Annotated in this window: 21 protein-coding genes; 7 read left to right on the top strand and 14 right to left on the bottom strand. The window is 57.7% G+C overall.

From position 1 onward, the window contains the following. Nucleotides 1-307: 307 nt before the first annotated feature. Entirely contained in the window at nt 308-2,155 is a 1,848-nt protein-coding gene (gene htpG, locus IEN85_RS00575) for a molecular chaperone HtpG (RefSeq protein ID WP_191615116.1), read from the bottom strand. Nucleotides 2,156-2,383: 228 nt separating this feature from the next. Between htpG and IEN85_RS00570 the strand changes: the two genes are divergently transcribed. Both IEN85_RS00570 and IEN85_RS00565 read left to right on the top strand, forming a co-directional pair. Further along, nucleotides 2,384-2,650: a hypothetical protein gene (locus tag IEN85_RS00570; RefSeq protein ID WP_191615115.1), complete on the top strand. Its 267-nt coding sequence runs from the start codon at nt 2,384-2,386 to the stop codon at nt 2,648-2,650. A gap of 28 nt (nt 2,651-2,678) precedes the next feature. Further along, on the top strand, nt 2,679-3,287 hold the full coding sequence (locus IEN85_RS00565) for a YceI family protein (RefSeq protein ID WP_191615114.1): 609 nt from the start codon (nt 2,679-2,681) through the stop codon (nt 3,285-3,287). Nucleotides 3,288-3,418: 131 nt separating this feature from the next. Here the strand turns inward: IEN85_RS00565 and IEN85_RS00560 are convergent, their stop codons facing one another. From IEN85_RS00560 to IEN85_RS00550, 3 genes are all read right to left on the bottom strand, one after another. Continuing rightward, nucleotides 3,419-4,414, bottom strand: a complete 996-nt coding sequence (locus IEN85_RS00560; RefSeq protein WP_191615113.1) for a chemotaxis protein — start codon at nt 4,412-4,414, stop codon at nt 3,419-3,421. 292 nt (nt 4,415-4,706) lie between these two features. After that, complete coding sequence (locus IEN85_RS00555) at nt 4,707-4,853, bottom strand: hypothetical protein (protein ID WP_191615112.1); 147 nt, start codon at nt 4,851-4,853, stop codon at nt 4,707-4,709. Further along, entirely contained in the window at nt 4,850-6,601 is a 1,752-nt protein-coding gene (locus IEN85_RS00550) for an SLC5/6 family protein (RefSeq protein ID WP_191615111.1), read from the bottom strand. The genes IEN85_RS00555 and IEN85_RS00550 overlap by 4 nt, the downstream gene beginning before the upstream one ends. Nucleotides 6,602-6,650: 49 nt before the next feature. Here IEN85_RS00550 and IEN85_RS00545 point away from each other — a divergent pair, with 49 nt between their 5' ends. The 3 genes from IEN85_RS00545 (at nt 6,651) to asd (ending at nt 10,499) form a co-directional block, all read left to right on the top strand. Beyond that, a complete protein-coding gene (locus IEN85_RS00545; protein ID WP_191615110.1) occupies nt 6,651-7,820 on the top strand; it encodes an LptF/LptG family permease in 1,170 nt (389 codons plus the stop codon). A 273-nt stretch (nt 7,821-8,093) separates the two neighbouring features. Further along, nucleotides 8,094-9,479, top strand: a complete 1,386-nt coding sequence (gene asnS, locus IEN85_RS00540; RefSeq protein ID WP_191615109.1) for an asparagine--tRNA ligase — start codon at nt 8,094-8,096, stop codon at nt 9,477-9,479. Between the two features lie 126 nt (nt 9,480-9,605). Further along, nucleotides 9,606-10,499, top strand: a complete 894-nt coding sequence (gene asd, locus IEN85_RS00535) for an archaetidylserine decarboxylase (RefSeq protein WP_191615348.1) — start codon at nt 9,606-9,608, stop codon at nt 10,497-10,499. A gap of 62 nt (nt 10,500-10,561) precedes the next feature. Here the strand turns inward: asd and IEN85_RS00530 are convergent, their stop codons facing one another. The 10 genes from IEN85_RS00530 to IEN85_RS00485 form a co-directional block, all read right to left on the bottom strand. Then, entirely contained in the window at nt 10,562-11,788 is a 1,227-nt protein-coding gene (locus tag IEN85_RS00530) for an anaerobic sulfatase maturase (RefSeq protein ID WP_224772377.1), read from the bottom strand. A 258-nt stretch (nt 11,789-12,046) separates the two neighbouring features. Continuing rightward, complete coding sequence (locus tag IEN85_RS00525) at nt 12,047-13,021, bottom strand: Kelch repeat-containing protein (RefSeq protein ID WP_191615107.1); 975 nt, start codon at nt 13,019-13,021, stop codon at nt 12,047-12,049. Continuing rightward, nucleotides 13,018-13,929, bottom strand: coding sequence for a U32 family peptidase (locus IEN85_RS00520; protein WP_191615106.1), 912 nt, complete (start codon nt 13,927-13,929; stop codon nt 13,018-13,020). Before IEN85_RS00520 ends, IEN85_RS00525 begins: the two co-directional genes overlap by 4 nt. A 35-nt stretch (nt 13,930-13,964) precedes the next feature. Then, a complete protein-coding gene (locus IEN85_RS00515) occupies nt 13,965-15,134 on the bottom strand; it encodes a mandelate racemase/muconate lactonizing enzyme family protein (protein WP_191615105.1) in 1,170 nt (389 codons plus the stop codon). Between the two features lie 117 nt (nt 15,135-15,251). Beyond that, nucleotides 15,252-16,658 carry a four-carbon acid sugar kinase family protein gene (locus tag IEN85_RS00510; protein WP_191615104.1) on the bottom strand — a complete coding sequence of 469 codons (1,407 nt, stop codon included), beginning with the start codon at nt 16,656-16,658 and terminating at the stop codon, nt 15,252-15,254. Next, on the bottom strand, nt 16,655-17,047 hold the full coding sequence (locus IEN85_RS00505; protein ID WP_191615103.1) for a VOC family protein: 393 nt from the start codon (nt 17,045-17,047) through the stop codon (nt 16,655-16,657). The genes IEN85_RS00510 and IEN85_RS00505 overlap by 4 nt, the downstream gene beginning before the upstream one ends. Nucleotides 17,048-17,146: 99 nt before the next feature. Next, complete coding sequence (locus IEN85_RS00500; protein ID WP_191615102.1) at nt 17,147-18,181, bottom strand: Gfo/Idh/MocA family protein; 1,035 nt, start codon at nt 18,179-18,181, stop codon at nt 17,147-17,149. 53 nt (nt 18,182-18,234) lie between these two features. After that, nucleotides 18,235-19,488, bottom strand: a complete 1,254-nt coding sequence (locus IEN85_RS00495) for an MFS transporter (RefSeq protein WP_191615101.1) — start codon at nt 19,486-19,488, stop codon at nt 18,235-18,237. A 54-nt stretch (nt 19,489-19,542) separates the two neighbouring features. Next, nucleotides 19,543-20,169 (bottom strand): cyclase family protein, encoded by a 627-nt coding sequence (locus IEN85_RS00490; protein WP_191615100.1) that lies wholly within the window; start codon nt 20,167-20,169, stop codon nt 19,543-19,545. Between the two features lie 47 nt (nt 20,170-20,216). After that, a complete protein-coding gene (locus IEN85_RS00485; RefSeq protein ID WP_191615099.1) occupies nt 20,217-21,269 on the bottom strand; it encodes an isocitrate/isopropylmalate dehydrogenase family protein in 1,053 nt (350 codons plus the stop codon). A gap of 126 nt (nt 21,270-21,395) precedes the next feature. Between IEN85_RS00485 and IEN85_RS00480 the strand changes: the two genes are divergently transcribed. After that, nucleotides 21,396-22,538: a XylR family transcriptional regulator gene (locus tag IEN85_RS00480; protein WP_191615098.1), complete on the top strand. Its 1,143-nt coding sequence runs from the start codon at nt 21,396-21,398 to the stop codon at nt 22,536-22,538. Nucleotides 22,539-22,698: 160 nt separating this feature from the next. Next, a complete protein-coding gene (locus tag IEN85_RS00475) occupies nt 22,699-24,621 on the top strand; it encodes a DUF5060 domain-containing protein (protein WP_191615097.1) in 1,923 nt (640 codons plus the stop codon). Nucleotides 24,622-24,881 lie beyond the last annotated feature (260 nt).

Here is a 24,881-nt window from a genome sequence, read left to right as displayed (position 1 = left end):
CCCTATCGTAGAGGGGCGAAACGCATCGACGTTCCCCATGGCGCCGACTGCTTGGCATATTATAAGTAGGTCCCCGTAGTGGTGTATTTAACTCCTTGCTACAACGGCGCTATAGCGCGTTTGAAAATATTTTTTAACAACGCGGCATGGAGTCGCCATTGGGAATGGATAGCGGACATGAGGTCGCTTTATAATCAGCGACCGCTCTGGGGATTGTGGCGAAAAAAATCCCGGTTCGCGGGAGCGAACCGGGCTTTGTTTTGAATTGGTTGTGGGCGGACGAGTTGGAACTCGCCCCTCCAGATGCTTACTTGGTGGCGGCTTGTTCGAGGATCTGGTACATGCGGGCGACCATGTCCTTGGGGTCTTCCATGAGACCGGCTGCTACCAGCGCGTTGTCGAAGGACTGCTGGGCGATGAGCTTGGCGAGGTCTTCGTTGCTGGAACGCTGCGTATTCAGATTCTTGATAAGCTCGTGGCGCGGGTTGATCTCGAAGAGCACTTCAACAGGCATGGGCATGTCTTGTCCCATTTGCTTCATCATGCGGCGCATCTGGGTGGACATGGCGTCGGGAGAGAGGGCCATGACCGGGCTGCTGACGAGGCGCTCAGAGACTTTGACTTCCTTGACACGGTCGCCGATGGCGGTCTTGAGCCACTCGCAGAGAGACTTGGCGTCGTCGTCGGAGAGGGTTTCGCCTTCGGGCTTGGGGGCGTCGTCGAGCTTGATGTCGCCTTGGTCGGCGGAGGTGAGCTCCTTTTCCTCGAAAGTGCCGAGGTTGGACATGACGTATTCGTCGATGGGCTCGTAGAGGAAGAGCACTTCGATGCCGCGGGCCTTGAAGCCTTCGAGGTAGGGGCCGGACTCGATGGACTCGCGATTTTGGCCGAGGATGTAGTAGATGCTCTTTTGCTCGTCCTTCATGCGGGAGACGTAGTCAGCGAGGCTGGTGGTCTTGCCCTTTTCGGTGACGGAGGACTCGAAGTAGAGGAGCTTGGCGAGGTCGTCGCGGTAGGTGAAGTCGGTGGCGACGCCTTCCTTGAGGTAGATGCCGAAGTTCTTGAAGAATTCGGCGTACTGCTCTGGGCGCTTCTTAGCCTCTTCCTTGAGGAACTTGAGGTAGCGCTTGGTGATGACGCGGCTGAGCTTCTGGGTGAGGCCGTTGTCCTGCATCGTCTCGCGGGAGATGTTGAGCGGAAGGTCGGCGGAGTCGATGACGCCCTTGAGGAAGCGCAGCCATTCAGGGAGCAGTTCGGTGGGCTTGGAGTCGATGAGGACCTTGCGGCAGTGCAGGGCGACGCCGGGGTCGATGCGAGGGAAGCCGATGCGCTCGGGATTGGTCTTTGGAGTGAAGATGAGGGCCTTGATGTCGAGCGGGGCGTCTGCGGAGAAGTGCAGGCGGTAGTGCGGCTCGTCGAAGGCGTTGGCTTGGAACTTGTAGAATTCGGTGTATTCCTCGTCGGTGATTTCGGACTTAGAGCGCAGCCAGAGAGCGTCGACGGTGTTGACCTTCTCGTCGTTGAGCTTGATGGGGAACTGGACGAAGGAGGAGTAGCGTTTGATGATCTCCTTGACGGTGTCGGCCTTGGCGTAGTCCTTGTAGTCGTCGCCGAGGTGGATGACGATGCGGGCGCCGCGCTGGGTGTCGTCGGAGGTTTCGATCTCGTAGGAGCCGACCCCGTCGGAGGACCAGACGTGGCCGGGTTCGTCCTTCTTCCAGGAGTGGGTGAAGACTTCGACCTTGGTGGCCACCATGAAGGCGGAGTAGAAGCCGACGCCGAACTGGCCGATGAGGTCGGCGTTTTTCTCGCCGCCTTCCTTGAGGGCTTGCAGGAACTGCTTGGAGCCGGAGTGGGCGATGGTGCCGAGGTTTTCCACGAGCTCTTCGTGGGTAAGTCCGATGCCGTAGTCCTGGATCGTGAGGGTGCCGGCTTCCTCGTCCGTCTTGATGTTGATTTCAAGCTCGAGCTCGTCCTGATGCACATCCTTTTCGGTGATCTTGAGGTGACGCAGCTTTTCCAAGGCGTCGGAAGCGTTGGAAATGAGTTCGCGGACGAAGATCTCCTTTTCGGTGTAGAGGCTGTGGATAACGATATCCAACAGTTGTTTGATCTCAGCTTTGAATTCGTGCTTTTCGGTGTTTTGTGCGCTCATGATGCTTTGATTAGATAAGTGCTGTGAAATTTTGAGGGCTAAATGGGTAATCCTCCGCGTGACGGCTTCAAGCAGTATTTTGGCAAGGTGAGGGGTGTTGCGGGATGGGGCGCCGGGGGCGTGGCACGTTCGACTGGATCCCTCGATTTCTTGATTCGGCTGCGCATGCAGTTGAGAGCGGGCATCGTTGGGTTGAGGACAAGCGAAGGGGATCTCCCTTGTTTTACTATGAAAGCTCTTGGATTTAGACTGGCAGGTATCGGAGCCATGGTGCTCGGTTTCGTTTTTTGGATGTACGGCGGAGCCCGTCTCGGCTGGTACGCGGAATTCTACGTCGTCGAGAAGGTAGACCCGATCATGGAGCTCACCTACACGGAAGAGGTTCCGGCTTTCTTGCCGGGGGTGGAAGCTCTCGCTCTGGGCTTCTTGGCATTCGTGGCCTTGATGGCGATAGGCGCACTCATTGATCGCAAAGGAGCGTCTTTGGGGGCGTAAGGACTTTTTAACTACCAAGAAAACGTTTATGAAGAAACATATACTAGCTTTTGCAGCTACTGCAGCACTCGGTCTGGCGCCTTTGGCGAACGCGATCGATTTCGATCTGGAGGATCCCAAGGGGGTCAACAACATCGTCTTCCTCTTGGACGCTCCTTTGGAGTCGATCAACGGCACGGCGACGGGTATTACCGGCAGCGTTTCCTTTGACCCGGCGCATCCGGAAAAGACCAGCGGAAAGCTCGTTGTGGCGGTCGATTCCCTTTCCGTAGCGAACCCCAAGATGGTGGAGCACATGATGGGCGGCAAGTGGCTGGACCAAGCGAACCATCCTACCATCACCTTCGAGCTGAAGGGATTGACCAATGTTTCCCAGGACGGCTCTAAAGTGAAGGGGACCGCCAAGGGAGTGATGACGATCAAGGGCGTAAGCAAGGAGATGGATGTTCCCGTTTCTCTTTCCTATCTCAAGGGCAAGTTGGCCGACCGCCAGCGGACGCCGGGCGACATCCTCGTGATTCGTTCCAACTTCTCCGTCAGCCGTTCCGACTTCGACGTGAACGCTGGCCAACAGGAGGACAAGGTTGCGGACGAGGTCGAGCTTCGCCTCAGCGTAGGAGGCTTTGCCCCTTACTGATAAACCGATTTTTAGTCGTTAGATAAGCGTGGGGAGTACGGCCCCCGCGCTGGGAAAACAAACACGCCCGTCGCTTTCGAGAGAAGGCGGCGGGCGTTTCAGAAATTGGAAGTTGGTTAGGGAGTGGGCGCCTAGGAAAGCAGGTCCACGATGTTTTCCTCTCCCTGCACGATAAGCCGGTCGATAATGTCCACGATGAGATTGACCTTGGGCTTGGTGCCCCAGCCGTTGGCTCCCACTGCCTTGCACTTGGCGATCATCTGGTCGTTGATGAGGGATGAGAAGACGATGACGGGGGTCTCGAGCTTGAACTCTTGCTTTACGTTCTTGCAGAAAGTGAGGCCGTCCATGACCGGCATTTCGATGTCGGTGAGGATGAGGTCGTAGTAATCGGAGAAAGGTAGTCCGGACTCTTTGGACTCAGTCACGGCAGCGGCTATCTTGTCGAGGGCCTCCTTGCCGTTGGTGGCGAGTTCCACGTTGGTGAAGCCTACGTCCATCAATTGATTGTGCACCATCTTGCGGATCATGGCCGAGTCTTCGGCGAAGAGGATCTTGATGTGGTCGCGCGGCTTGTATTCCTGTTCGATCTTGGCGATTTGCCCGTGGTCGATGGACATGCCCAGACGCGGGTTGATGAGAGTGAGGATGTACTCGAGGTCGAGGATGAGCACGAGGCGGTCCTCGAGGCGAATGATTCCGTTAACGTAGGGGTTCTCTTGGGCGAAATTGGAGCTGATGGGTTCGAAGCTCTTCCAGGAAACGCGATGGATACGCTCGGCTCCGTCGATGGCGAAGGCGACGATCTGGTCGTTGAACTGGGTCACCAGCATCAGGGCGCGGCTGGGATCGGGTTCCTCGTCGTAGATGCCGAGGATTTGGCGCAGGTCGATCACCATGATCGGCTGGCCGCGGAAAGTGATGCTGCCGAGCACGCCGTTGGGCGGGCAGTCGGCGCGAGTGATCTTGAGCTGCTCGCGTTGTACGATCTGGTTTACCTTGGCGACGTTTACGCCATAGTGCTGTCCAGCTAGGTTGAACTCGAAGACTTCTACTTCGTTCGTTCCAACTTCGAGGAGGATATCGGTCTTGGTGCTAGCCTTGGTCAGGGTGCTTTGCTGTGACATTTGCGATCGGTCGTTTCGTTGCGTTGCGCCGCCGTCCGGTAATGGATGAGGGCGGGCGAGAGCTCGCAGGGAGTTCTCTGCAGGAATAATCGGTCTAGTCGGAGCATCCCTTGAGAGGCCGCTAGGCTTTTTTGGTTAAAAAAGCTTAAGCGTGTCTTGAGTAGGAACCCTCATCCCCTCGATTCCTGCAAGCGTCTAAGGAAAGCTCCCTAGGTCGTCCGCGGCTCATGAAAATGCCCGTTTCCATGGCGGAAACGGGCAAGCAAAGTAATAGGCAAGGCAAGCGTCCGGCTTACTTCTTGTCGGGCGTTTCGATCTCGAAGCCGTGCACTTTTTCCTCTTCGCCTTCGGTGGTGAGCACTTTCCAGATGCACCAGCAGAAGAGGCTGGTTACGGAAAGGGTGGAGACGAGCATGATGATCCAGCCGCCGGTTGTCATTTGGAGACCTCCTCGTTGATGGTTTTGCCTTTGAAGACCCCGCCTGCGGTGAGGAGGGTGAGAAACGCTGCGGTTAGGGCGATAACCCCGACGCTGAGCCAGGCGCTGCGGTTTGGCTCGATGAAGAGGTCCACGATGTAGCTACTGTACTTCTTCTCGTCGCTGCCGAATTGGAATCCGAGCACGCTGGTATAGAACCAGGCTCCGAATACGATAATGAGGAAGGCAGGGCTGACGTACTTCATGACGAACTTGAAGAAGCCTGGAATCTTGATGGCGGCGCCACGGTGGGCGATCTCGAAGCCGCGCTCGATGCCGATGACCCATCCGAAGATGATGATTTGGATGGTCGCGAGCACTACCATGAGCAGGTTGGTCACCCAGAAGTCGATGGTGTCGAGGGCTTTGACTCCGGCGGAGAAGTAGACCACGAAGGCGCAGCCGGCGGCGGTGACGAAGCCGAGGATGGCGACGGACTGCTTGCGGTTGATGTTCATGGCCTCTTCGAGGAAGGCGATGCCCGGCTGCAGCATGGAGAGGGAACTGGTGACGGCGGCCAGGAAGAGCAGGAAGAAGAAGGCGAAACCGAAGAACTGTCCGCCGGGCATTTCGGAGAAGACCATGGGCAGCACGTTGAAGCCAAGGCCGAAGGTTCCCATCCCTGCCACTCCGGAGATACCGAGGAAGGCGTAGCCGGCGGGCAGGGTGGTGAGTCCGCCGAGTCCGACTTCGCAGAATTCGTTGGTGCTGGTGGCGGCGAGGCCGGAGAGCACGACGTCGTCGTTTTTCTTGAGGTAGCTGGAGTAGGTGATGATGACCCCGAATCCGACCGAGAGGGAGAAGAAGATCTGTCCGGCGGCGGCGAGCCATAGCTGAGGGTTAAGGAGCTGCTTGAGCATGCCGATCTCGCGCAGCTCGAGGTTGGGGTCGGCGTCGGCTCGAGCTTGGGCGGCGGCGATCATGCGCGGGCCGACCACTTCTCCGTCAGGCAGTGGTTGCCAGGTTTCGGCGCCGGTGCCACCGTCGGCCACGCGCTCGTAGAGAATGGTCTTGGTGGGGTTCCACATGAAGCCGAGGCCGTTTTGCACGTTGTTTTCCGGATGGGCTTCCACAGGCGCTCCGAGGGTCAGCACGCGAATGAGGATGATGACGGCCAGCACGATCAAGGTCGGCATGGCGTACTTGCAGAACAGCTCGATGCCTTTGGAGAGGCCGCGATAGATGAGGTAGAAGTTGAACAGGAAGACGACGAGCAGGAAGCCGCCGACCTCGGTCCAGCCGAAGCCGAGAGCGGAGCCGTCTTCGCCGATGCCGATGAATCCGCCCCAGAAGTCGCCCGCTTCCTTTACGGTTTCGAAGTTCATGGAGCCTTTGGCGAAGTTCACCGCGTAACCCAAGCACCAAGCCTCGATGTAGACGTAGTACATGTAGATGACGACAGGGATGACCACGCCGATGATGCCCAGATAGCGAAAGCGCTTTTGGCCTGTCACTACGCCGAGGATTCCGGGGCTGGAGTTGAGGCCGGCTTGCCCGCCCTTGCGGCCGATGGCCCATTCCGCCCAGCAGATGGGCAGGCCTATCAGCACGAGGGCGATGAAGTAGGCGATCATGAAGGCGCCGCCGCCGTATTGGGCGGCTTGGCCTGGGAATCTGAGGAAGTTGCCAAGGCCTACGGCGCTACCGGCAACGGCGAGGATTATTCCGAGTCTGGAGTTCCAGGACTCTTTAGGGACTTTCGACGACATTACCGACGGACTTGTAAAGTGACTCTTGTGAAACGCCAGTCAAAACCTGATGTCAAAAGCCGCTGGACTTCACGGGCGCCGCTCGCAGTGTCTCTGGTCAATCCGCATGTTAAGCGTCGCCGACAGATATGTTTTCACCGAATGGCTCAAAGCCTTCGTGCTCGTGTTGGGCTCGATGTTCGGCTTGCTGCTGCTTTTCGAGATTCAGGACAGCTTCACCGACCTCATCGGCTACGAGGCGACTTCGGGGCAGATCTTGAAGTACTACTTGGTGATCGCTCCCAGCTTTTTGACCATCACTTTGCCGGCGACGGTACTTGTATCCATTTTGTACGCGTTGGGGCAGCTGCACCGCTCCAACGAGTTCATCGCCCTGCGGGCGGCGGGCATGAGCGTATATCGGGTGACCCGATCCATTTGGCTGGCCAGCTTGCTGATCTCGGCTGGGCTTTGGTACTTGAATTCGAGTTTGATCCCTTGGTCGGTCGAGCAGTCGGACCAGTTGATCAAGACGATTCGTTTGGACAGCGAGGCTAAGACCTTGAGCACGGACGAGGTTGGCATCGTGGAAGGATTGGCCTTCGACAATCGCAACGAGAACCGCATGTGGTTCATCAATCGCTACAGCGAGTACAAGAAGGAAGCCTACGGCATTTCAGTCTCTATCATGGACGAGGAACGTCGGGAGGTGCGCCGCGTGATGGCCCGCTACGGCTGGTACAACGAGGAGGAAGGCTACTGGTCGCTCTTCGACGGTCGCGAGCGTCTTAACGATCTGGATACGGGGCGCGAGCTCTGGCCGCCTTTCGAGCGTTTGGAGGCCAAGGACCTGACGGACGATCCGTCGCTGATGTTGCTTTTTGGCAAGCGACCCAAGGACCTTTCTTTCCTGCAGCTCAAACGCATCACCGACAATTTCAGGAAGGAGGACAATCCCTCGGTACTTGCTTACGAAGCCCGCTTGCACGCCCTCATGGCCAGCGCGGCGAGCTGCTTGATCGTGGCAGGGATCGCCATCCCCTTCGCAGTATCCGGTGTGCGAACCAATCCTGCGGTGGGCGTTTCCAAATCGATCGGCCTGTTTTTCGTCTTCTATATCCTGACCAGCGTTCTCAATGCCCTCGGTCGCGAAGGCTCTCTCTCCCCGGAGTTCGCGGCGTGGTCCCCCATGGCTATCATGATTGTACTCGCCTACGTGCTGATGCGTCGGGTGAAGTGAGGAAGTAGCGCGGTACCGACCGCAGGGACACGACCCACTTCAGCCCGCGACCGCGAAGAATTGATAAAATGACTCGGACCGGGTGGAACCGGTCCCTCCAGTCATTGGCAATGGGAGGGATGGCTTCGACATGTGGATTGGCTGACGCGGCGTGTCGCGAGCGACAGCCCTGCAGAGTTGGAGCGAAGAATGCATCATGCTCTGCAGACACTGGCTAATGCTTAGCGCTACGGGTCTTGCATCTGGAGGCTTCTTTGATTCTCTTGGGGCCTTATGACGCGACTGTTGATTGCTGACTTGATGAAGAGCGAAGGGGAACGCGATGCAGTTCTCTTGCAGGGTTGGGTTCGCACCCGCCGGGATTCCAAGACTTTCTTTTTCTTGGAGGTGAATGACGGCTCCTGCCTCAAGTCCATGCAGGTCGTGGTCAACGAAACGGCGGAGGGCTACTCCGATTCGAAGGGAGTCACCACGGGATCGTCCGTATCCGTCAAGGGACGCCTCGTTCGCTCGCAGGGCAAAGGGCAGATGTGGGAGATCCAAGCGGATTCGCTGGAGTTGGTCGGCGGCGCCGACGAGACCTTTCCGCTGCAAAAGAAGCGTCACTCCAACGAGTACTTGCGCGAAATCGCTCACTTGCGTCCACGTACTAACCTTTTCGGGGCTGTATTCAGAATCCGGAGCAAGCTGGCTTTCGCCATCCATCGCTTCTTCAACGATCGCCAGTTTTTCTACGTGCACACCCCGATCGTGACGGCGAGCGACTGCGAGGGAGCGGGGGAGCTGTTTCGCGTTTCGACTCTCGATCCCAAGAATCCGCCGCTTAACGAAGAGGGCGAGGTCGATTTCAAGGAAGACTTCTTCGGGCGAGCGGCATACCTGACGGTGAGCGGGCAGTTGGAAGGCGAGACTTACGCGACCGCTCTCGGAAACATCTACACCTTTGGTCCGACCTTTCGCGCTGAAAATTCCCATACGAGCCGCCATGCGAGCGAGTTTTGGATGATCGAGCCGGAGATGGCATTTTGCGACTTAGCGGCCGACATGGATCTTGCCGAGGAATTCGTGAAGTCGGTGATCGCGGAGGTCATGGAGACCTGCGAAGAGGACTTGTCATTGTTTTTCAACTTCGTGGACAAGGAGCTGAAGCAGCGGCTCGAGTTCGTGCTCTCGCGTCCCTTCCAGCGAGTCACCTACACGGAGGCGGTGGAAATCCTGTTGGCTTCGGGCAAGAAATTCGACAACCGGGTGGAGTGGGGAGTGAACCTGCAGTCGGAGCATGAACGCTACTTGACGGAGGAGCATTTCAAGAGTCCGGTTACGGTCTACGATTATCCGAAGAACTTGAAGCCCTTCTACATGCGGGCCAACGACGACGGAAAGACGGTCGCGGCCATGGACGTGCTGGTACCGGGAATCGGCGAAATCGTGGGCGGCAGCCAACGCGAGGAGCGGCTTGAGCTGCTGCTGGAGAACATGAAAGCCCACGGGATCTCGGAAGAAGACTACTGGTGGTATGTAGACTTAAGAAAATATGGTAGCGTGCCGCACGCGGGCTTCGGCCTCGGATTCGAGCGCTTGCTCATGTTCATCACGGGCGTAGCGAATATTCGCGACGTGATCCCGTATCCACGCGTCCCAGGTCACGCGGAATTTTAGAATGTGATTGAAGGGAGTTTCTTAACCACAGATTTCTCAGATTTGAACGGATCGAATCTAAAAGATCTACTCATTAGATCCTGAAAAATCTGAGAAATCTGTGGTCAAAAATTGTTTTTGAAAGTGATGTCGGAAATCCGGTTTTATAACCGCTACAGCGGGCAGGAAGAGGTTGAGGAAGTTTACGGGGAAGGATTTCTGCGTTGGACCTACGAGACGAACATGGGTAAGATTGGGCTTTGGCTGCTCGCTAAGCGTGCCATCTTTTCGCACTGGTATGGTTGGCGCATGAACAAGCCTGTCAGCGCTCGGCGGATACGGCCCTTTATAGAAACCTACGGCCTTGACGAAGGCGAGTTTTTGGAGGGAGTGGAAACGTATTCAAGTTTTAACGACTTCTTCTATCGCAAGCTCAAGGATTCGGCCCGCCCTCTAGTGCAGGGTGAGAGGGAAATCGCTCTGCCAGCGGATGCGCGGCACCTCGGAATTTCCAATTTGGGCGAGGTGGAGGGCTTGTTTGCCAAAGGTCAATTCTTCGACTTGAAGGCCTTGCTTGGTAGCGTGTCATTGGCTGACAACTACCCGAGAGGCACGGCAGTGATATCGCGACTTTGTCCGGTAGACTACCATCGCTATCACTCTCCGGTGGCGGGCAAGATTGTGGAGCAGCGCTTGATCAATGGGCCGCTCTACAGCGTGAGTCCCATCGCTCTGAGGCAGTCGATGGGCTACCTTTGGGAAAACAAGCGGGTGTTGACGGTGATTGATACGCCAGACTTGGGTCGTGTTTGTTTCATTGCGATCGGGGCGACCTGCGTGGGCTCGATTTTCATGACGGCAAAGGAAGGGGATTCGGTTCGAAAGGGAGGCGAGCTGGGATACTTCGCTTTCGGTGGTTCCTGCGTGATCACCTTATTCGAGCGTGACCGGGTTAAGTTGGCGGATGATCTCGCGGCCAACGGAGCGAAGCAGTTGGAGGTATACGCCAAGGTCGGCGACCTGCTAGGGACGGCGGTGTAGGAGCGAGCTTGCTCGCGATTATCGAATGTGGTTCGCGAGCAAGCTCGCTCCTACAACGGCACTCACTTCATCGGCTTGTAGCCGGGGAGCTTCTTGTTGATGGCCAGTTCCATGATTTCGCTGGCGGGGCGGCGGTTGCGATTAAGGTGGGCCATGGCGCGCATGGGCACGTCGATGTGATTGAAGAACTTGCGGTAGCCTTTGCAGAGATAGTGCAGACCGGGCTGACCGTCTGGAGTGTGCAGGAAGCGGTCCTTCGGACAGCCTCCGTTGCAGACGAAACGCACTTCGCACCTCTTGCAGTAGTCGGGCAGCGTATCGCGTTTGTTGAGACCGAATTGCCGTTGTTTCGGCAGGCTGACCAAGTCGACTAGCGGAGTGTCTTTCAGGTTGCCGAGCTTGTATTGTGGATACACGAAATGGTCGCAGGAATAGAGGTCTCCATTATGCTCGACCGCAAGGGCGTCGCCACAGGTTTCGGCGTGCACGCAGAGTCCGCCGGGGGTGCCCAGCCATTTGCTGAGAGCTGTTTCGAACAGCTGCACGAAGATGGTACCCACATCTTTTCGTATCCACTTATCGAATATCTTAATGTAGAAGTCGCCGAAATCTTCCGGTAGCACGCTCCAGCCGAATACGGGGAGCTTCTCGTCGTCCACCACGCCTTCCTCGGGAGCGGCGAGGTCGAGTCCCCATTGCCTGGCTTGTTGGCCAGGGCGGCGTTCGACGATCGGGATGAACTGCTGGAATTCGCTGCCGATGCCTTTGAGGAAGCGGTAGATTTCGAGCGGCTTCTTGGAGGTGACGCGGTTGAGGCAGGTCAGGGTGTTGAAGCGTACGTCGCCTTTCTGCAAGACTTCGATGCCGCGCATTACCTCGTCGAAGGTGGAATTGCCCTTTTTGTCGACGCGGTTGGCGTCGTGGATCTCCTTGGGACCATCGATGGAAACGCCGATGAGGAAGTCGTTTTCCTTGAGGAAGCCGGCCCATTCGTCGTCGAGCAAGGTTGCGTTTGTTTGCAGCGCGTTTTCGATCGTTTTGCCGTTAGCGTATTGCTTTTGCAGCTCCACTACCTTGCGGAAGAAGTTGACGCCCAAGAGGGTGGGCTCGCCGCCTTGCCAAGCGAAGCTGACGTGCTGGGTGGGTTGAGCCTCGATGTACTGGCGAATGTAGTTTTCCAGCACGTCCGGAGCCATGCGCCATTTGCCGTCGGTGTAGAGGGCTTCCTTTTCCAGGTAGAAGCAGTACTTGCAATCGAGGTTGCAAATCGGACCAATGGGCTTGGTCATCACGTGAAAGGGAGCTTTGGCGATCGTCGACATAAACTTTGGGCGAATGAGAAACCCCAGAGAGCATAGGATCGCTCAATCTGGGGCGATAAAAAAGTAGCGATCGTGTTGGTGAACGCGTTGGATCGGCTAAAGATTCGTCCTGCAGAGAATGGGTCTCGCCTGTCTGCGGACGAGGTGGTACCGAACGCAGTGACACAAGTCACTCGTCCCTCCAGACCTTGTTTTCGCGGTACTAGGCTTTTGTTTTTGGCAGCTCTAGTGGAAGGTCTCGCAGGGAGTGGCTTCGATGTCGGAGAGCTCGGGGCGACCGCCACGATTGCCGGAGCCGGAGGCGGTGTACAGGGTACACTTGATAATGGCGACGCCGGTACCGTGGCGACCGCGGTTGAGGGAAGGGAGCGACTGCCAATTTCGGGCATCTACGTCGTAAGCCTCGACCTCGGCGTGGGCGGTTTGGTTGTGTCCGGTCTCGCCGCCGATCACGATGACCTTGCGTCCGAAACTGAAAGTGGTGTTGCCCGCTCTCGGAGTAGGCAGTTCCTTTTCGAGCGTGCTCCAGGTTCCGGAGGCAAAATCGTAGACGTCGACCGGAGCCACGGTGCGGGAGAAGACCTCGTTGGTTTCGCGAGAGGTTTGCCGTCCGCCTGCGAGGTAGAGCTTTCCGTCGAGCACTGCGGACTGGAAGTGGTCGCGGGCGTGGGGGGCGTCGGGGAGTTGGGTCCATTCGCCGGTTTCGGGATCGAGGACGTCGTGCCAGGGAATGAAGCCGCCCATGTGGCCGCGCGTGATGCCGGCGCTCAGGTAAATTTTTCCTTCATAAAGGCTGACGCCTGCTCCGCCGCGGGCACGGCCTTCGGGGATTTCGGGACCCCAGCGCCATGCGTCCTTCTCCGGATTGTAGATGAGAACCTTCTCTACCGGCGTTTCGTTGGGAAATTTGCCCGTCATGGCGCCCACTACCCAGATTTCGCCTTTGTATTCGACCGGTTGGAAGTGATGGATCTCGATGGGGGAGGCGGCTCCCTGGGTCCAGGTGTTGGTCGCGGGATCGAAGATGCTGACAGGATTGATGCGTCGTCCGCCGACGAGGTAAGCCTTGTCTTCTACGTCGAGGAAGCCGGCTTCGTGGCGGGCCACTGGCTCGCCGTTCGTCTCCAGCGTTTTCCACTCGGCAAAGGCTCCGGGCAGTAAGACGAGGGCAAAGAGGGCGGATTTTAATGGTCTTGTCATTGGGTGGCGGGTACGGCTAGGTCGGCGTGGCTCTGGTTTGTTGCAGAGATAATAGCTTCGGGAGCCTGACGTTGTATGAGGTCGTAGACAAGCTTGGAGCGACGCACGCGTTCGCGGGTGAGGCTGAGGGCGAGATTCTCCAAGTGGCCGCCGTAGGGATAGATATCGGGGGAATTGCGCAGCCCGAGCTTTACGTAGAGCGGCGCCGCAAAAGTGATCATGTCGGGCGTTTCGTGGTGACGCACGAAACCGCCGAGTCCGTCGGGGGCTTCCACGTACATGTCGATGGGAGCGGATACGACCTGGCGGATGGCGCTGAGCTGCTGAATCGTGAGGTCGGTCGCGACGTTGATGGTGTCGCTACCGATGCGTTCGAGGATGCGGCAGCTGGCGGGATTTGCGGGCGCGATGACGGCAGAAGATTTTATGATGAGGTTGGAAGGAAGCTGCCCTTGAGCCCTCAGTTCGCTGACGATTTCGATGAGTCCGATGTCGGCGAGCAGGAAGCTGCGGATGCCGAGGTCCACCGCTCTTTTTACTTCGTCGAGGCTGTAACGGAGCTGGTCGGAGCCGCGTACTTGCCACTGGATAAACTTGCCGGCGGGAGCGTTCCACATACCGCCGATGTCGAAGCCGGCTCTCGGAGTTGTGAAGAGGCACACCTCGATAGCCCGGTCGGCGCCGATTTTCGCGTATTCGCGCATATCGTCGTCGCTGAGCATTTGAATGCCGGATCCTTGGCTCACTCGATGGATAGGGCAGCCGATCTTGTCCGCTTCTTCGAGAGCGACGCGAAACGCTTTAGGCGTTTCCGTACTGGGGATTTCGATACGGTATTGAGCTCCGTCGGCGAAGCGTTTTTCGGAGCGGACGAGCGCGTCGGTGGCGGGAATGTCTGAATTGGGCATGGTGATCGTGATTTGCGTATTGGGGAGGAGGGGCTTTATTTGTCGTCGCGCTGGGCCCAGTTGGCCTTCTTGAACATGTTGAGTCCAGGGTCGAGGATGATTCCGTTTTCGATAGCAGGCGGATGAGCTCGGATGAAGTCCATGTCGAGCTCGATCCCCCAGCCTGGTCCTTCCGGCACGGAAAAGTGACCGTCTACAACTTCTGGATACGGATGGCCTGCCTTTTTGACAAATTGGTCGGTGAAGTCGTTGAAGTGTTCGAGAATCTTACCGTTTCTCAGGGTTAGGATGAGATGCAGGCTCGCGAGAGTGGATACGATGCCACCCACGTTGTGGGGGGCTGCCATCACGCTGTAGGTCTCGGCGGTTGAGCAGATCTTCTTCGATTCGAGGATGCCTCCGCATTGGGTTAGGTCGAGCTGCACGACGTTTACGCAGCGGAGTTCAAAGAGCTCGCGGAATTGGTTCGCGGAATAGAGGCGTTCGCCGGTAGCGATGGGGATTGTGGTGTGTTGGGCAACTTGCTTGAGGGCGGGCAAGTCCTCGGGACGGCAAGGTTCTTCGATCCAAGCTGGCTTGTAGTGTTCGATGTCTCTTGCTATCTCTACCGCTTGGTGCGGAGCGAAGCGCCCGTGCATTTCGATATGCATTTGAGCGTTGTCCCCGATGGCGTCGGCAACGGCTTCGATGATGTCGAAGGACAGCTTGTACTCTTGTCGCGAGAGCTCCAAGTTTCCTGCTCCGAAGGGGTCGAACTTCAGTCCAGTGTATCCAGCTTTCACTACCTTTTTAGCAGCCTCGTGAAAGAGCTCTGGCGTGCGGGGGCCTTTGTACCAGCCGTTCGCGTAGGCTGGCACCTTGTCGCGTACTTTGCCGCCGAGTAGCTTGTAGACGGGTTGCTTGGCGAGTTTGCCGATGCAGTCCCAGTGGGCCATCTCGATCATGGCGAGCGCGGTCATCTCCAACTCGTGGGCAACCCCGAAGTCGAGCAGGGTAATGCGTTCGTAGAGCGCTTCGATATCGTGGACATCATGGCCTATGATGTGGCGCTTGATGTCTTGGAAGTAGGTGTGTAGCGTCTGCGTTTTGCCGAGGATGCGAGATTCGCCGATTCCGGTCGTGCCGTCTTCAAGCTCGATAACGAGGTAGCTGATGTTACGCCATGGGGTACCCAGGACGAGAGACTGGAAGTCTACGATTTTCATGGTGTTGCGGGGGGCTGTCGTTCGTTAGAAAGGGAATGTTCCCAGCCTGCACTGAACACCGTTTCTGCCGCGACTTTAAGCTGCCTTCCACTGATCCGTTAAGGACCTTGTAAGAGTCTAGCGGATACGCTTGAGCTTGTGGTAGGCTTCGCAAAGCGAATCGGGTCCTCCCACGTTTCCGGGGAAGATAACAAGGTCGATCTTGGGAAAGCGCGCGTCTTCCGAGGCTCGCCAAACGGGAACTCCCGGAACCAGTTGACCGAGCACTTGGGCTTTGCGAATCCTCAATGCCTCGGTAGCGATGGTGCTGGAAGTGATGCCGCCCTTTGCGATGACGAAACCGGGACTGCTCTTGAGGTTTTTGGCTAGTGTTACCAAGGCGTCCGCCACGCGTGCGCCTATGTCCAGGTTTTGCTCCTTTGCCTCACTGAATACGAGTCCGCGACTGGTGTAGACGACTACGTCTTCCCCGGCATCGAGAGCGTCTTCGATCGTTTCGCCGAGGGAGAGCAGGTAGCTCGCTGGGTCCTGCGAGCTGAGGAGTTCGTTCACGTCGAGCTCGAAGGATTTCAGTTCACCGAGCTCGAGGAGTTTGGAAAGCTGTTCGCTCGACTTGGGTACGTAGGAGCCGACGATGACGAGCCCACCGCGCTCCTTGCTGTTGGAGATGAATTCGGGAAGCAGCGGTGGGGGCGGGCGGATGCCTAGGCGGGCCGCAACGAATGCGGCGGCGGTTCGGTAGAGCACGCTAGCGCCTGTGTTTTCGAAGCGCAGGGCTGCTGCTGCGAAGACTTCCATATCTTTTTGCGTGCAGGCGTTGACGATGCAGGTGGAACCTTTTGGGGCTCGGCTCAGGATTTGCAAAACGCCATCCGGGCCTTTGCTGCGAATGGTCTCGAGGGGAATGGTGACGACTTCGCTAGCCTTGGTGGCTCCCGCAGTCTTCTCTTCAACCCAGCTTGGCAGGTGAGAGGTTTTGTATCCAAAAAACTTGTCTTCAGCGAATGGAGTCTCGTGGCAAGGAATGAAATTGCCTTGGTCGACGAGGTAGTGGGTGTCGTTGAGCGTATAGCGTTGGCCTGCTTGGAAGAAAGGCGCGAGAACCACCATGTCGAAAGGACCCTTGAATTCGCCGATGACTTGGGATTCGGCCAGGAAATGGCCGCGAAGAGTGGAGTCGCTGCGGCTGACGAGGGTGTAGGGATGACCGTTGGCGGCCTCTTGCAAACTGGACAAGATTTCGCGGTGCAGCTCTGTGGTGCCAGTTTCGGTGAGGGCTCGAGAGTTGGTAAGAATGAAGAAGCCGGGCGTTTGCTCGGCGAAAGCCTCTCGTAGGGTATCGAGGTCCCATTGGGTGACGACCGTGATGTCCTCCACGGTTTGCGTGCCGGTGGGATCGTCGTCCAGCACTACGACTTTGCGGGGCGACTCGCGCAGGTTGCGGCGAATTTCGATGAGGGCCTCCTCCGGCCAAGGGGCGGGAAGGTTCGCGAGGACTTGAACCGCTTCTGGGTAAGCGCTCATTTTCCGGTCAATTCCCAAATGCAGCCGGCGGTGGCTGAAGCGTCGAGGAAGACGGCTTTTTTTCCTTTGGTGCCTTGGTGGGGCTTGGGGGCGGTGGGCACGGGTGACTCTTTCATAGACGCTTCGACATCGTCGACGTTGAGACACACATGGTGCAGGCCGGCTCCGCCGTGATCGGCGATCCATTGGTTGAGGGGGTGGCCCTCGACGAGCGGTTCGACGAGCTGTAGTTGCGTGTTGCCGAGGTCTAGATGGGTGAGGCGGACGGCTCCGTCGTTGACGACCTCCGAGTAGAGGAGGGGGAAGCCCATGGTGTCGCGCCAGATCTTGAGGGCTGCTTCGGTGTCTTTGACGGCAATGGCGAAGTGATCGAGTCCGTTGTGTTTCATTAAATTTGGGGGTGGGTTGTAGGGCTGCCGCTTGCGGCATGCCGCGTAGCGCGAGGGGGGACTTGCGGCGTGGCGCAAGCGCCAGCCCTACATCGATGGTTACAATTTGATGACTTGGTTGGTGGCGTTGGATTGGTAGCAGGCTTCTACGAGGGCGACGGACTTGAGGTAATCTTCGCCAGTGCTCTCGAAACTGCCTCCGGACTGCATGGTATCCACGAAATGGCGTTGCAGGTTGTAGACGCAGTCGCCGGCGAAATTGATTCGCTCGTGCTTGTATTCAATTTTCACTGGTGCTTCGCCCAATTTCTTAAGCGTGAGGCTGCCGTCGAAGTTGAGTTCGATGTGACCTCGGCTACCGTCGATGCGCACCGTACCGAAGGTATATCGCGGGTCTTCTGCTTCGCTCTCGTTGTAACGGCTGCCGTCGAGGATGGCGGTGCCGCCGTTCTGGAAGCCGAGGACAACTTGGCCGGCGTCCTCGCCTTTGATGTCGGGGTTGCGCTGTTGAAGGCGAGCGTAGACGGATGAGATTTCGCCACCCAGGAAACGGAATGTATCCAAAAAGTGGACGCCTGTTTCGTAGATGAGCAAGCGTGGGTAGTCGCGGAAGAATGGCTGGCGGGCGAGGTAAGCGTCCTTTGGCCAGCCGTCGCCCATGCGCATGCGAACGGCGATGGAGTAGAGATCCCCGATGGTGCCCGCCTCCAGCTGTCGTTTGATCTCTCGGTACCAAGGCTGCCAACGCCAGTTCTCGTGCACGAGGAATGGGACCTTCGCGTTCGCTGCGGTGGCTACGATCTTTTCGCTTTCCTCGAGGGTGGGAGCCAGCGGCTTTTGGCAGATGATGGCGATGCCCTTTTTCGCTGCTAGCTCGACCACCTCGAGGTGCGTCTCCGGGGGGGTGATGATATCGACGAAGTCCGGCTTCTCGGTATCGAACATTTGTTCGAGCTGGTCCCAGCCGTAGGCTTTGGGAATGCCGTACTGGTTAGCCACTTTCTGGGCCTTTTCTTGGGCGCGATTGCAGCAGGCTACGATTTCGACTTCCGGAATGCGGGTCCAGGCTTCGTACTGGAATTGGCTGAAGTAGCCTGCCCCGAGGCAGACGCCTTTGAGTTTCTTTTCGCTCATTTGGTGAATTGGTTATCGCGGCTTGAGGCCGTTTCCTACGAGGGGTAATGCGATCAGGTGGCGATGAGTTTCTTGGGGTTGGAGAGAATCCAGAGCAGGATGGCTACGGCGTTGAGGCCGGCGCAAATGTAGAAGAAGGCTTCGGGGCCGCCTGTCCAAGCTTGGAGGTAGGGGAAGGCGAGCGCCACGAAGAAGGAACCAAGGTTGCCTGCCATGTTCATGGTGCCGGAAATTTTGCCGGCGTGCTTGCCGCCGATGTCGATACAGAAGGACCAAGAAGGACTGAGAGTCATGTCGGCGCCGAAGACACCGATGGTGAGCCAGAGCACTGCCCCGAACACTTCAGCTTGCCCATGGCTCATGAGAAGTCCGATGGAAGCGAGGGTGAAGCCGATGATAGCAGGGAGACGGCGTGACCAGGATTTGTATCCAAGTTTATAGAGCAGGTCGACGAGGGCTCCGGAAACAACATTCCCGAGGGCACCGCCTAGAAGCGGAACCATAGCGTAGAAGCCTGCTTGCTCGTAGCTGAGGTTGTATGTGTTCTTCACATACGGGAAGAGCCATGTGAGGCAGAAGAAGAAGGTGAAGTTGCTGGCGAAGTATTGCCCCATCATCAGCCACATATTGGCGGAGTTGAAGTAGCTGATGCCTTGGCCGCGGTCTGGAGTATCTTCCTTGCCGGCGATTTCTGCGGCATGGCTTTCGTTGATCAGATCCAGCTCGGCTTGGGAGATCGACTTGTGGTCGGCCGGGTTGTCGCGGAACCAGACCCACCAAGCGGCCGCCCAGACGAAGCCGACAAACATGAGGACCACAAAGGTTAGATGCCAGCCGAGGGCTGTAATGACTAGCGGCAGGATCGGCATGGTAACGGCGGCGCCGATACGGGAAGCGGAAAAGTTGATCCCCTTTACGAGGCCGCGTTCTTTTTGCGGAATCCAGGAGTGGACGGCCTTGGCCATGCCAGGGAAGGCTCCCGCTTCGCCCGCCCCGAAGAGAAAGCGCACGATGACGAGCGAAGCCAGGTTCCAAGCGGCAGCGGTGAGGCCGGTGAAAATGGACCAAAGGGTGACGACCGTGGTGAGGACCATGCGTGAGCCCATCTTGTCGGCGAGGGCGCCGGAAGGCGCCTGCAGGAGGGCGTAACCGAGCGCGAAGGCCGATAGCACCCAGCCGAATTGCTTGTCGCTCAAGCCGAACTCGGCAACGATCGGACCCTTGGCGGTGGAGATACAGGTGCGGTCAATGTAGAGCAGTAGCGAAAGGAGAAAGGTTCCAACTACGAGAATATGGCGTTTTTGCATGGGGCGGGGTGGGGACGAATAGTGATTGGTAAAGAGTGAGTAGTGAGTTTTTGATTACACCGTGGCAACAGCTCGGACGGGGCATCCATCGCCTGCCTCCAGTTTCAGTGGAAAGGCTTGGAAGTCGCAGCGGTCTGGTAGCTGGTCCAGGTTACAAAGTCCTTCGACGATGGTAATTTGGGCACCGAGTAAGGTTTTGTGGATACGGGTGACTTCCGGTAGATCATTGACATCGGCCACCGAGGGCGGCTCCACTCCCAGGAGCTTCACTTTGCGGTCGATGCACCATTGCGCGAGCTCGTCGCTGATGCGCGGTAGGCCGTCGCGGTAGATTGCGGTGTTGTCCACGTGCTCGCTCCAACCGGTGCGCAGGAGGAGGCAGCCGTCGGCCTCGAAGGTGTCTTGGACGGGACCGAGATCGGCTGGCGTGAGAAGTTGCTTGGGCTTGACGTTTTCGATGTGGGCGACCCAGGCGGGTCCGCAGAAGAGCTCCAGTGGCATCTGGTCGACGGTGATAGGGTGGGCTCCGAAGTGGATGGGGGCGTCGCAGTGCGTGCCCGAATGCGAGTACAGTTCCCAAGTTGCCGCGTTCCACCCGTCTCGCTCCAAGAGGTACTTCGGGCGTACGTCGACGCCGCGCGTTCCTGGACGGACGGGAAGGGTGAGATCGATTAGTGGCATGTCGGGTGAATTGGGTTGCGAGTATCGCGAGCAAGCTCGCTCCTAGCTTACAGGTTTTCGATGATTTTATCGGTCATTTCGACGGTAGTCATTTTGCCGCCGAGGTCCACAGTTCGGTTCGCAGGATCGGAAAGCGTCTTTTCGACTGCTGCCTCGATTTGTTCGGCTGCCCTGACGGCTGCCGGGTCAGCCAGCCAACGCAGCATGAGGGCGCCGGATAGGATGGTGGCGATCGGGTTGGCGATGCCTTTGCCGGCGATGGTGGGGCCGGAGCCGTGGGAAGGTTGGAAAAGGCCATACTTGTCGCCGATGTCTCCGGATGGGGCCATCCCCATGCCGCCTACGAGGCCGGCCGCGAGATCCGAGAGGATGTCGCCGAACATGTTTTCGGTGACCATGACGTCGTATCGGTAGGGATCTTGCACCATGAAAAGAGCCATGGCGTCGACGTAGACGCATTCGGTTTCGACTTCTGGATACTCCTTGGCAACCCGTTCGAAGACCCGACGGAAGAAGGCCATGGACTGGAGCACGTTGGCCTTGTCGACGAGAGCGAGCTTCTTGCGGCGCGTCATGGCCAGTTCGAAGGAGGCCCGGCAGATGCGTTCGGCTCCGGCCTCGGTGATTTTCATTGTATCCGTTTCGAAGTTACGTCCTGTGGGGCGTGGCTCGAGTCGGTCGGAAAAGAGGCCTTCGCAGTTTTCGCGCATCAGCACGAAGTCGATGGTTTTGCCCTCGGGAACGCGCAGCGGGCTATGACAATGGTGGTAAAGCTTGATGGGGCGCACGCCTTGGTAGAGGTCGAGCTTCTCGCGCAAGTCGATCTGCGGGGTCATTTCTACGCCGTTGGGCCAGCGTACGCTAGGAAGCCCCATGGCTCCGAGCAGCACGGCGTCGTAGGCCTTGATGGCCTCGAGGGTTGCTTCGGGGAGCGGGTCGCCGCTTTTGAGGTATTCGCCGGCGCCGACGGAAAATTGCTCGAAAGTGAGAGTGAGCTCGGGGGATTTTTCGCAGCATGCGTTCAGCACCGATTCGGTGGAGCCGATGACTTCGGGGCCGATTCCGTCGCCGGGGAGGACAGCTATCTTGTAGGAGGGCATGCGGCGAAGAGTAGCGCTGGGCCGTTCAATCATCCATGTGCATTTGCTTAATTAATCAGAGGAATTGCGTCGATGGAAGCTTGCCAGTTCGAGGTGGATTCGTTGTGTTCTGGATCGACCCCTCTTATGCCCCAGACCCGTTCTCGCATCGCCCTTTTGATAGAAACGTCCAACGTCTACGGACGGGAGCTCTTGCGTGGCATCCATTCTTGGGCGGGCGACAACGATGCCCATTGGTCCTTCCGCTTAGTGGAGCAAGGGCGCGGCGCGGTGGTGCCGGATTGGTTGGATGGCTGGGAGGGCGACGGGATCATCGCTCGCGTGGAGAACGAACGTATTGGCTCTGCCTTGCAACGGCTCGGCATACCGGTCGTGGACGTGAGCGCCGGCTTGGAGCAACCCCTGTTTCCGCGCGTGGTAACGGATAGCGAGAAGGTGATACGCCTCGCTATCGAGCATTTCCAGGAGCTGGGCATCAAGGACTTTGCCTTTTGCGGGGACCGAAGCTTTTTCTGGTCGCGGGTCCGAGAGAAGCATTTCGTAAGCATCTTGGAGGAAGCTGGAAAGCGGCCCTGGATCCGCTCCAGCCGTGCCAGCAAACCGGATACGGAAATTGGACGGCTGGCCCGATGGTTGAAAACGCTGCCTGCCCGTACGGGAGTGCTGGCCTGCTACGATATTCGCGGGCAGGAAGTCTTGGAGGCCGCTCGGGAAGCTGGGTTGCGAGCTCCGGACGATCTGGCGGTATTGGGGATTCACAACGACGAGATCCTTTGCGAGCTCTGCGATCCGCCGCTTTCCAGCGTGACGCCGAACGCGCGCTTGGCAGGCTACGAAGCGGCGGAGGTGTTGCACCGCTTGATGAAAGGCGGGGAGGTGGATTTGGTGAAGCGTGTCTCTCCGGTGGGAATTGCCAAAAGACAGTCGACCGACTTGGTGGCGATCGACGATCCCAAGATCTCGGCTGCAGTTACCTATATCCAGAACAATGCCTGCAAGGGGATTTCGGTGCAGGACGTATTGGCTAAGGTCCCGATGGCCCGCACTCAGCTCGAGCGTCAGTTTCGCAAGCTTTTGGGACGAACCCCTCGCGAGCAAATCGAGCGCGTGCGCATGGAGCGGGTGAAGGAATTGCTAGTGCGCAGTTCGCTACCGATCAGCGCGATCGCGGAGAGCGCGGGCTACGAGTATCCAGAATACCTGACAGTCGCGTTCAAGCGCATCTTCGGGGAGAGCCCCCGCGATTTCAGGGCCCGCGAGCAGCGTTAGCGCTTTTGCATCAATTGATGTAAAAACACAGATTAATTGAGCAAATAAACATATCGGATCAAGTTGCCTTCGCGCTATGATGTCGTCTCGAACCTGTGCAGTGAGCGGCGTGAAGGAACGCCGCCGTACAAGCGAATACCAATCAGATACCCTTGACCCAATGAAACAAAACCTAGCATTTTTAGCCGGGCCTCGCCTTTGCGCGTTTGCCCTTCTGCTTGGCTCCGTGGGAGCCAGCTTCACAGCCAGCGCTCGAGAGCACGGAGACGGATCGGTCGCGATCACCGGCGAGTTGAGCCAGTGGCATGCGGTTACGCTTGATCTCGACGGTCCCTACGCGAAGGAGGGCGACGCGTCTCCTCGCACCTTCCGCGACTATTCGTTTTTCGTGACCTTCACGCACGAGTCGGGCGTCCCTAGCTACACGGTTCCCGGTTACTTCGCAGCGGACGGCGATGCAGCTAACACCTCTGCTGAGGCGGGCTCGACTTGGCGGGCCCACCTGTCTCCAAGCAAGACGGGGAAGTGGTATTATCGCACTCACTTCGCTGCAGGCGAGGACGTGGCGGTGGCGCCCTCCAACGGAAGCCCGCTGGCTCCATACAACGGGCTTACAGGCAGCTTCTTAGTGGGGGGATCGGATAAATCGGCTCCAGACTTCCGAGCTCAGGGCCGCTTGGAATACGTGGGGCAGCGTTACCTGCGGTTCGCGGGTGACCAGAGCTACTTCTTCAAGGCCGGTCCCGATGCTCCGGAAACCATGCTCGCCTACACGGATTTCGACAACACTCTAACGATGCTGCCAGAGAAGGGTCCGCTCAAGGACTGGGCCCCGCACCTTGGCGACTGGAACAAAGGCGATCCCACTTGGGGGCAAGGGCGTGGCAAGGCCTTGATCGGTGCCATGAACTATCTGCACGAGGCAGGCGCTAATTCCGTATCCTTTTTGACTTACAATGCGGGTGGCGATGGAGACAACGTCTGGCCCTTCGTCGAGCGCGACGACAAGTTTGTCTACGACTGCTCGAAGCTGGACCAGTGGAACGTCGTTTTCAGCCATGCTCAGAGCCTCGGATTGTTCCTGCACTTCAAGACGCAGGAAAACGAATCGGACGATAACCGCCGCGGCGCCAAGCGAGCCGACTCGGAAATTCCGGAATCCATGGATGGCGGACTGCTCGGACCTGAGCGCAAGCTTTACTACCGAGAGATCATCGCTCGCTTTGGCCATCATTTGGCTCTCAACTGGAACCTCGGCGAGGAAAACACGCAGAGTTACGAGGAACAGCGGGATATGGCTCACTACGTTGAGCAGATGGATGTTTACGACAATCCGATCGTCATTCACACTTTTCCTCAGCAACAGGACGGCGTGTACAATGGCTTGCTCGGCTCTCAGAGCGCAATCGTGGGAGCTTCGCTGCAGAACGAGTGGGACCATGTGCATCGTCGTACGCTGCAGTGGGTAGAGGCCTCGCAGCTGGCGGGAAAACCGTGGGTTTGTCCCAACGACGAGCAAGGTCCTGCGGGAATGGGCGTGCCTCCGGATCCTGGATACAAAGGCTTCGATGGCTTCGCAACGGACCGCCATGACGGAAAGTACGATTTGCATGACATTCGTAAGCTCACCCTTTGGGGAAATCTGATGGCTGGCGGCGCGGGCGTAGAATATTATTTTGGATACAAGCTTTTGGAGAACGACCTCGTAGCTCAGGATTATCGCAGTCGCCACCAATCATGGAAGTATGGTCGGGTCGCCATCGATTTCTTCCAAGAGAGTGGATTGCCGTTCGAGCGTATGCACAATGCGGATGCTCTCGTTGGGAATCCTGAGAGAAAGAATGGAAACTTCTGCTTGGCCGAGACGGAGAATGCCTACCTAGTCTATTTGCCGGAAGGCGGGGAGGTGACGCTGGACCTCAGCGATGCGACTGGCAAGTTCAAGGTAGAGTGGTTCAATCCACGCGAGGGAGGCAAGATGCTCAAGGGATCGGTCAAGAAGGTGAGCGGCGGCGGCAAGGTTTCTCTTGGCAAAGCCCCAGCCGATGCAAGCGAAGACTGGGCGATCCTAGTGACTCGCTAGGCGTATCCATAATTCTCATTCGTTCTATGCGAAGCGGTCCATGTGCAGTGGGCCGCTTTTTTTGTGTAATGCAATCCAGGTGGTCCGGCCGATCCGCGGGCGGTTTACTCGATCCGCGTATAGCAAGTCGCAAAAGGTGGCGCGGGTTTGGGCGCTTTGCTTTGTCGGCAAGCCTCGGTACGGAACACGCTCTGGGCCTTGTCCTGTCCAATAGTCGTCTTCGGATAAGCCGACCCACCTTAATCCGACCGAGAGTCGTC

This window comes from Pelagicoccus enzymogenes, assembly GCF_014803405.1.
In the GTDB taxonomy this organism is placed as follows: Bacteria; Verrucomicrobiota; Verrucomicrobiia; order Opitutales; family Opitutaceae; genus Pelagicoccus; species Pelagicoccus enzymogenes.
The sequence above is the reverse complement of the archived record's forward strand: the minus strand, read 5'-3'. Positions and strand labels throughout refer to the sequence as shown.

Bases quoted from the DNA above. Each gene is read 5' to 3' on its own strand.
- htpG (WP_191615116.1), bottom strand. From the start codon at position 2,155: ATGAGCGCACAAAACACCGAAAAGCACGAATTCAAAGCTGAGATCAAA.
- IEN85_RS00570 (WP_191615115.1), top strand. From the start codon at position 2,384: ATGAAAGCTCTTGGATTTAGACTGGCAGGTATCGGAGCCATGGTGCTC.
- IEN85_RS00565 (WP_191615114.1), top strand. From the start codon at position 2,679: ATGAAGAAACATATACTAGCTTTTGCAGCTACTGCAGCACTCGGTCTG.
- IEN85_RS00560 (WP_191615113.1), bottom strand. From the start codon at position 4,414: ATGTCACAGCAAAGCACCCTGACCAAGGCTAGCACCAAGACCGATATC.
- IEN85_RS00555 (WP_191615112.1), bottom strand. From the start codon at position 4,853: ATGACAACCGGCGGCTGGATCATCATGCTCGTCTCCACCCTTTCCGTA.
- IEN85_RS00550 (WP_191615111.1), bottom strand. From the start codon at position 6,601: ATGTCGTCGAAAGTCCCTAAAGAGTCCTGGAACTCCAGACTCGGAATA.
- IEN85_RS00545 (WP_191615110.1), top strand. From the start codon at position 6,651: ATGTCAAAAGCCGCTGGACTTCACGGGCGCCGCTCGCAGTGTCTCTGG.
- asnS (WP_191615109.1), top strand. From the start codon at position 8,094: ATGACGCGACTGTTGATTGCTGACTTGATGAAGAGCGAAGGGGAACGC.
- asd (WP_191615348.1), top strand. From the start codon at position 9,606: ATGTCGGAAATCCGGTTTTATAACCGCTACAGCGGGCAGGAAGAGGTT.
- IEN85_RS00530 (WP_224772377.1), bottom strand. From the start codon at position 11,788: ATGACCAAGCCCATTGGTCCGATTTGCAACCTCGATTGCAAGTACTGC.
- IEN85_RS00525 (WP_191615107.1), bottom strand. From the start codon at position 13,021: ATGACAAGACCATTAAAATCCGCCCTCTTTGCCCTCGTCTTACTGCCC.
- IEN85_RS00520 (WP_191615106.1), bottom strand. From the start codon at position 13,929: ATGCCCAATTCAGACATTCCCGCCACCGACGCGCTCGTCCGCTCCGAA.
- IEN85_RS00515 (WP_191615105.1), bottom strand. From the start codon at position 15,134: ATGAAAATCGTAGACTTCCAGTCTCTCGTCCTGGGTACCCCATGGCGT.
- IEN85_RS00510 (WP_191615104.1), bottom strand. From the start codon at position 16,658: ATGAGCGCTTACCCAGAAGCGGTTCAAGTCCTCGCGAACCTTCCCGCC.
- IEN85_RS00505 (WP_191615103.1), bottom strand. From the start codon at position 17,047: ATGAAACACAACGGACTCGATCACTTCGCCATTGCCGTCAAAGACACC.
- IEN85_RS00500 (WP_191615102.1), bottom strand. From the start codon at position 18,181: ATGAGCGAAAAGAAACTCAAAGGCGTCTGCCTCGGGGCAGGCTACTTC.
- IEN85_RS00495 (WP_191615101.1), bottom strand. From the start codon at position 19,488: ATGCAAAAACGCCATATTCTCGTAGTTGGAACCTTTCTCCTTTCGCTA.
- IEN85_RS00490 (WP_191615100.1), bottom strand. From the start codon at position 20,169: ATGCCACTAATCGATCTCACCCTTCCCGTCCGTCCAGGAACGCGCGGC.
- IEN85_RS00485 (WP_191615099.1), bottom strand. From the start codon at position 21,269: ATGCCCTCCTACAAGATAGCTGTCCTCCCCGGCGACGGAATCGGCCCC.
- IEN85_RS00480 (WP_191615098.1), top strand. From the start codon at position 21,396: ATGCCCCAGACCCGTTCTCGCATCGCCCTTTTGATAGAAACGTCCAAC.
- IEN85_RS00475 (WP_191615097.1), top strand. From the start codon at position 22,699: ATGAAACAAAACCTAGCATTTTTAGCCGGGCCTCGCCTTTGCGCGTTT.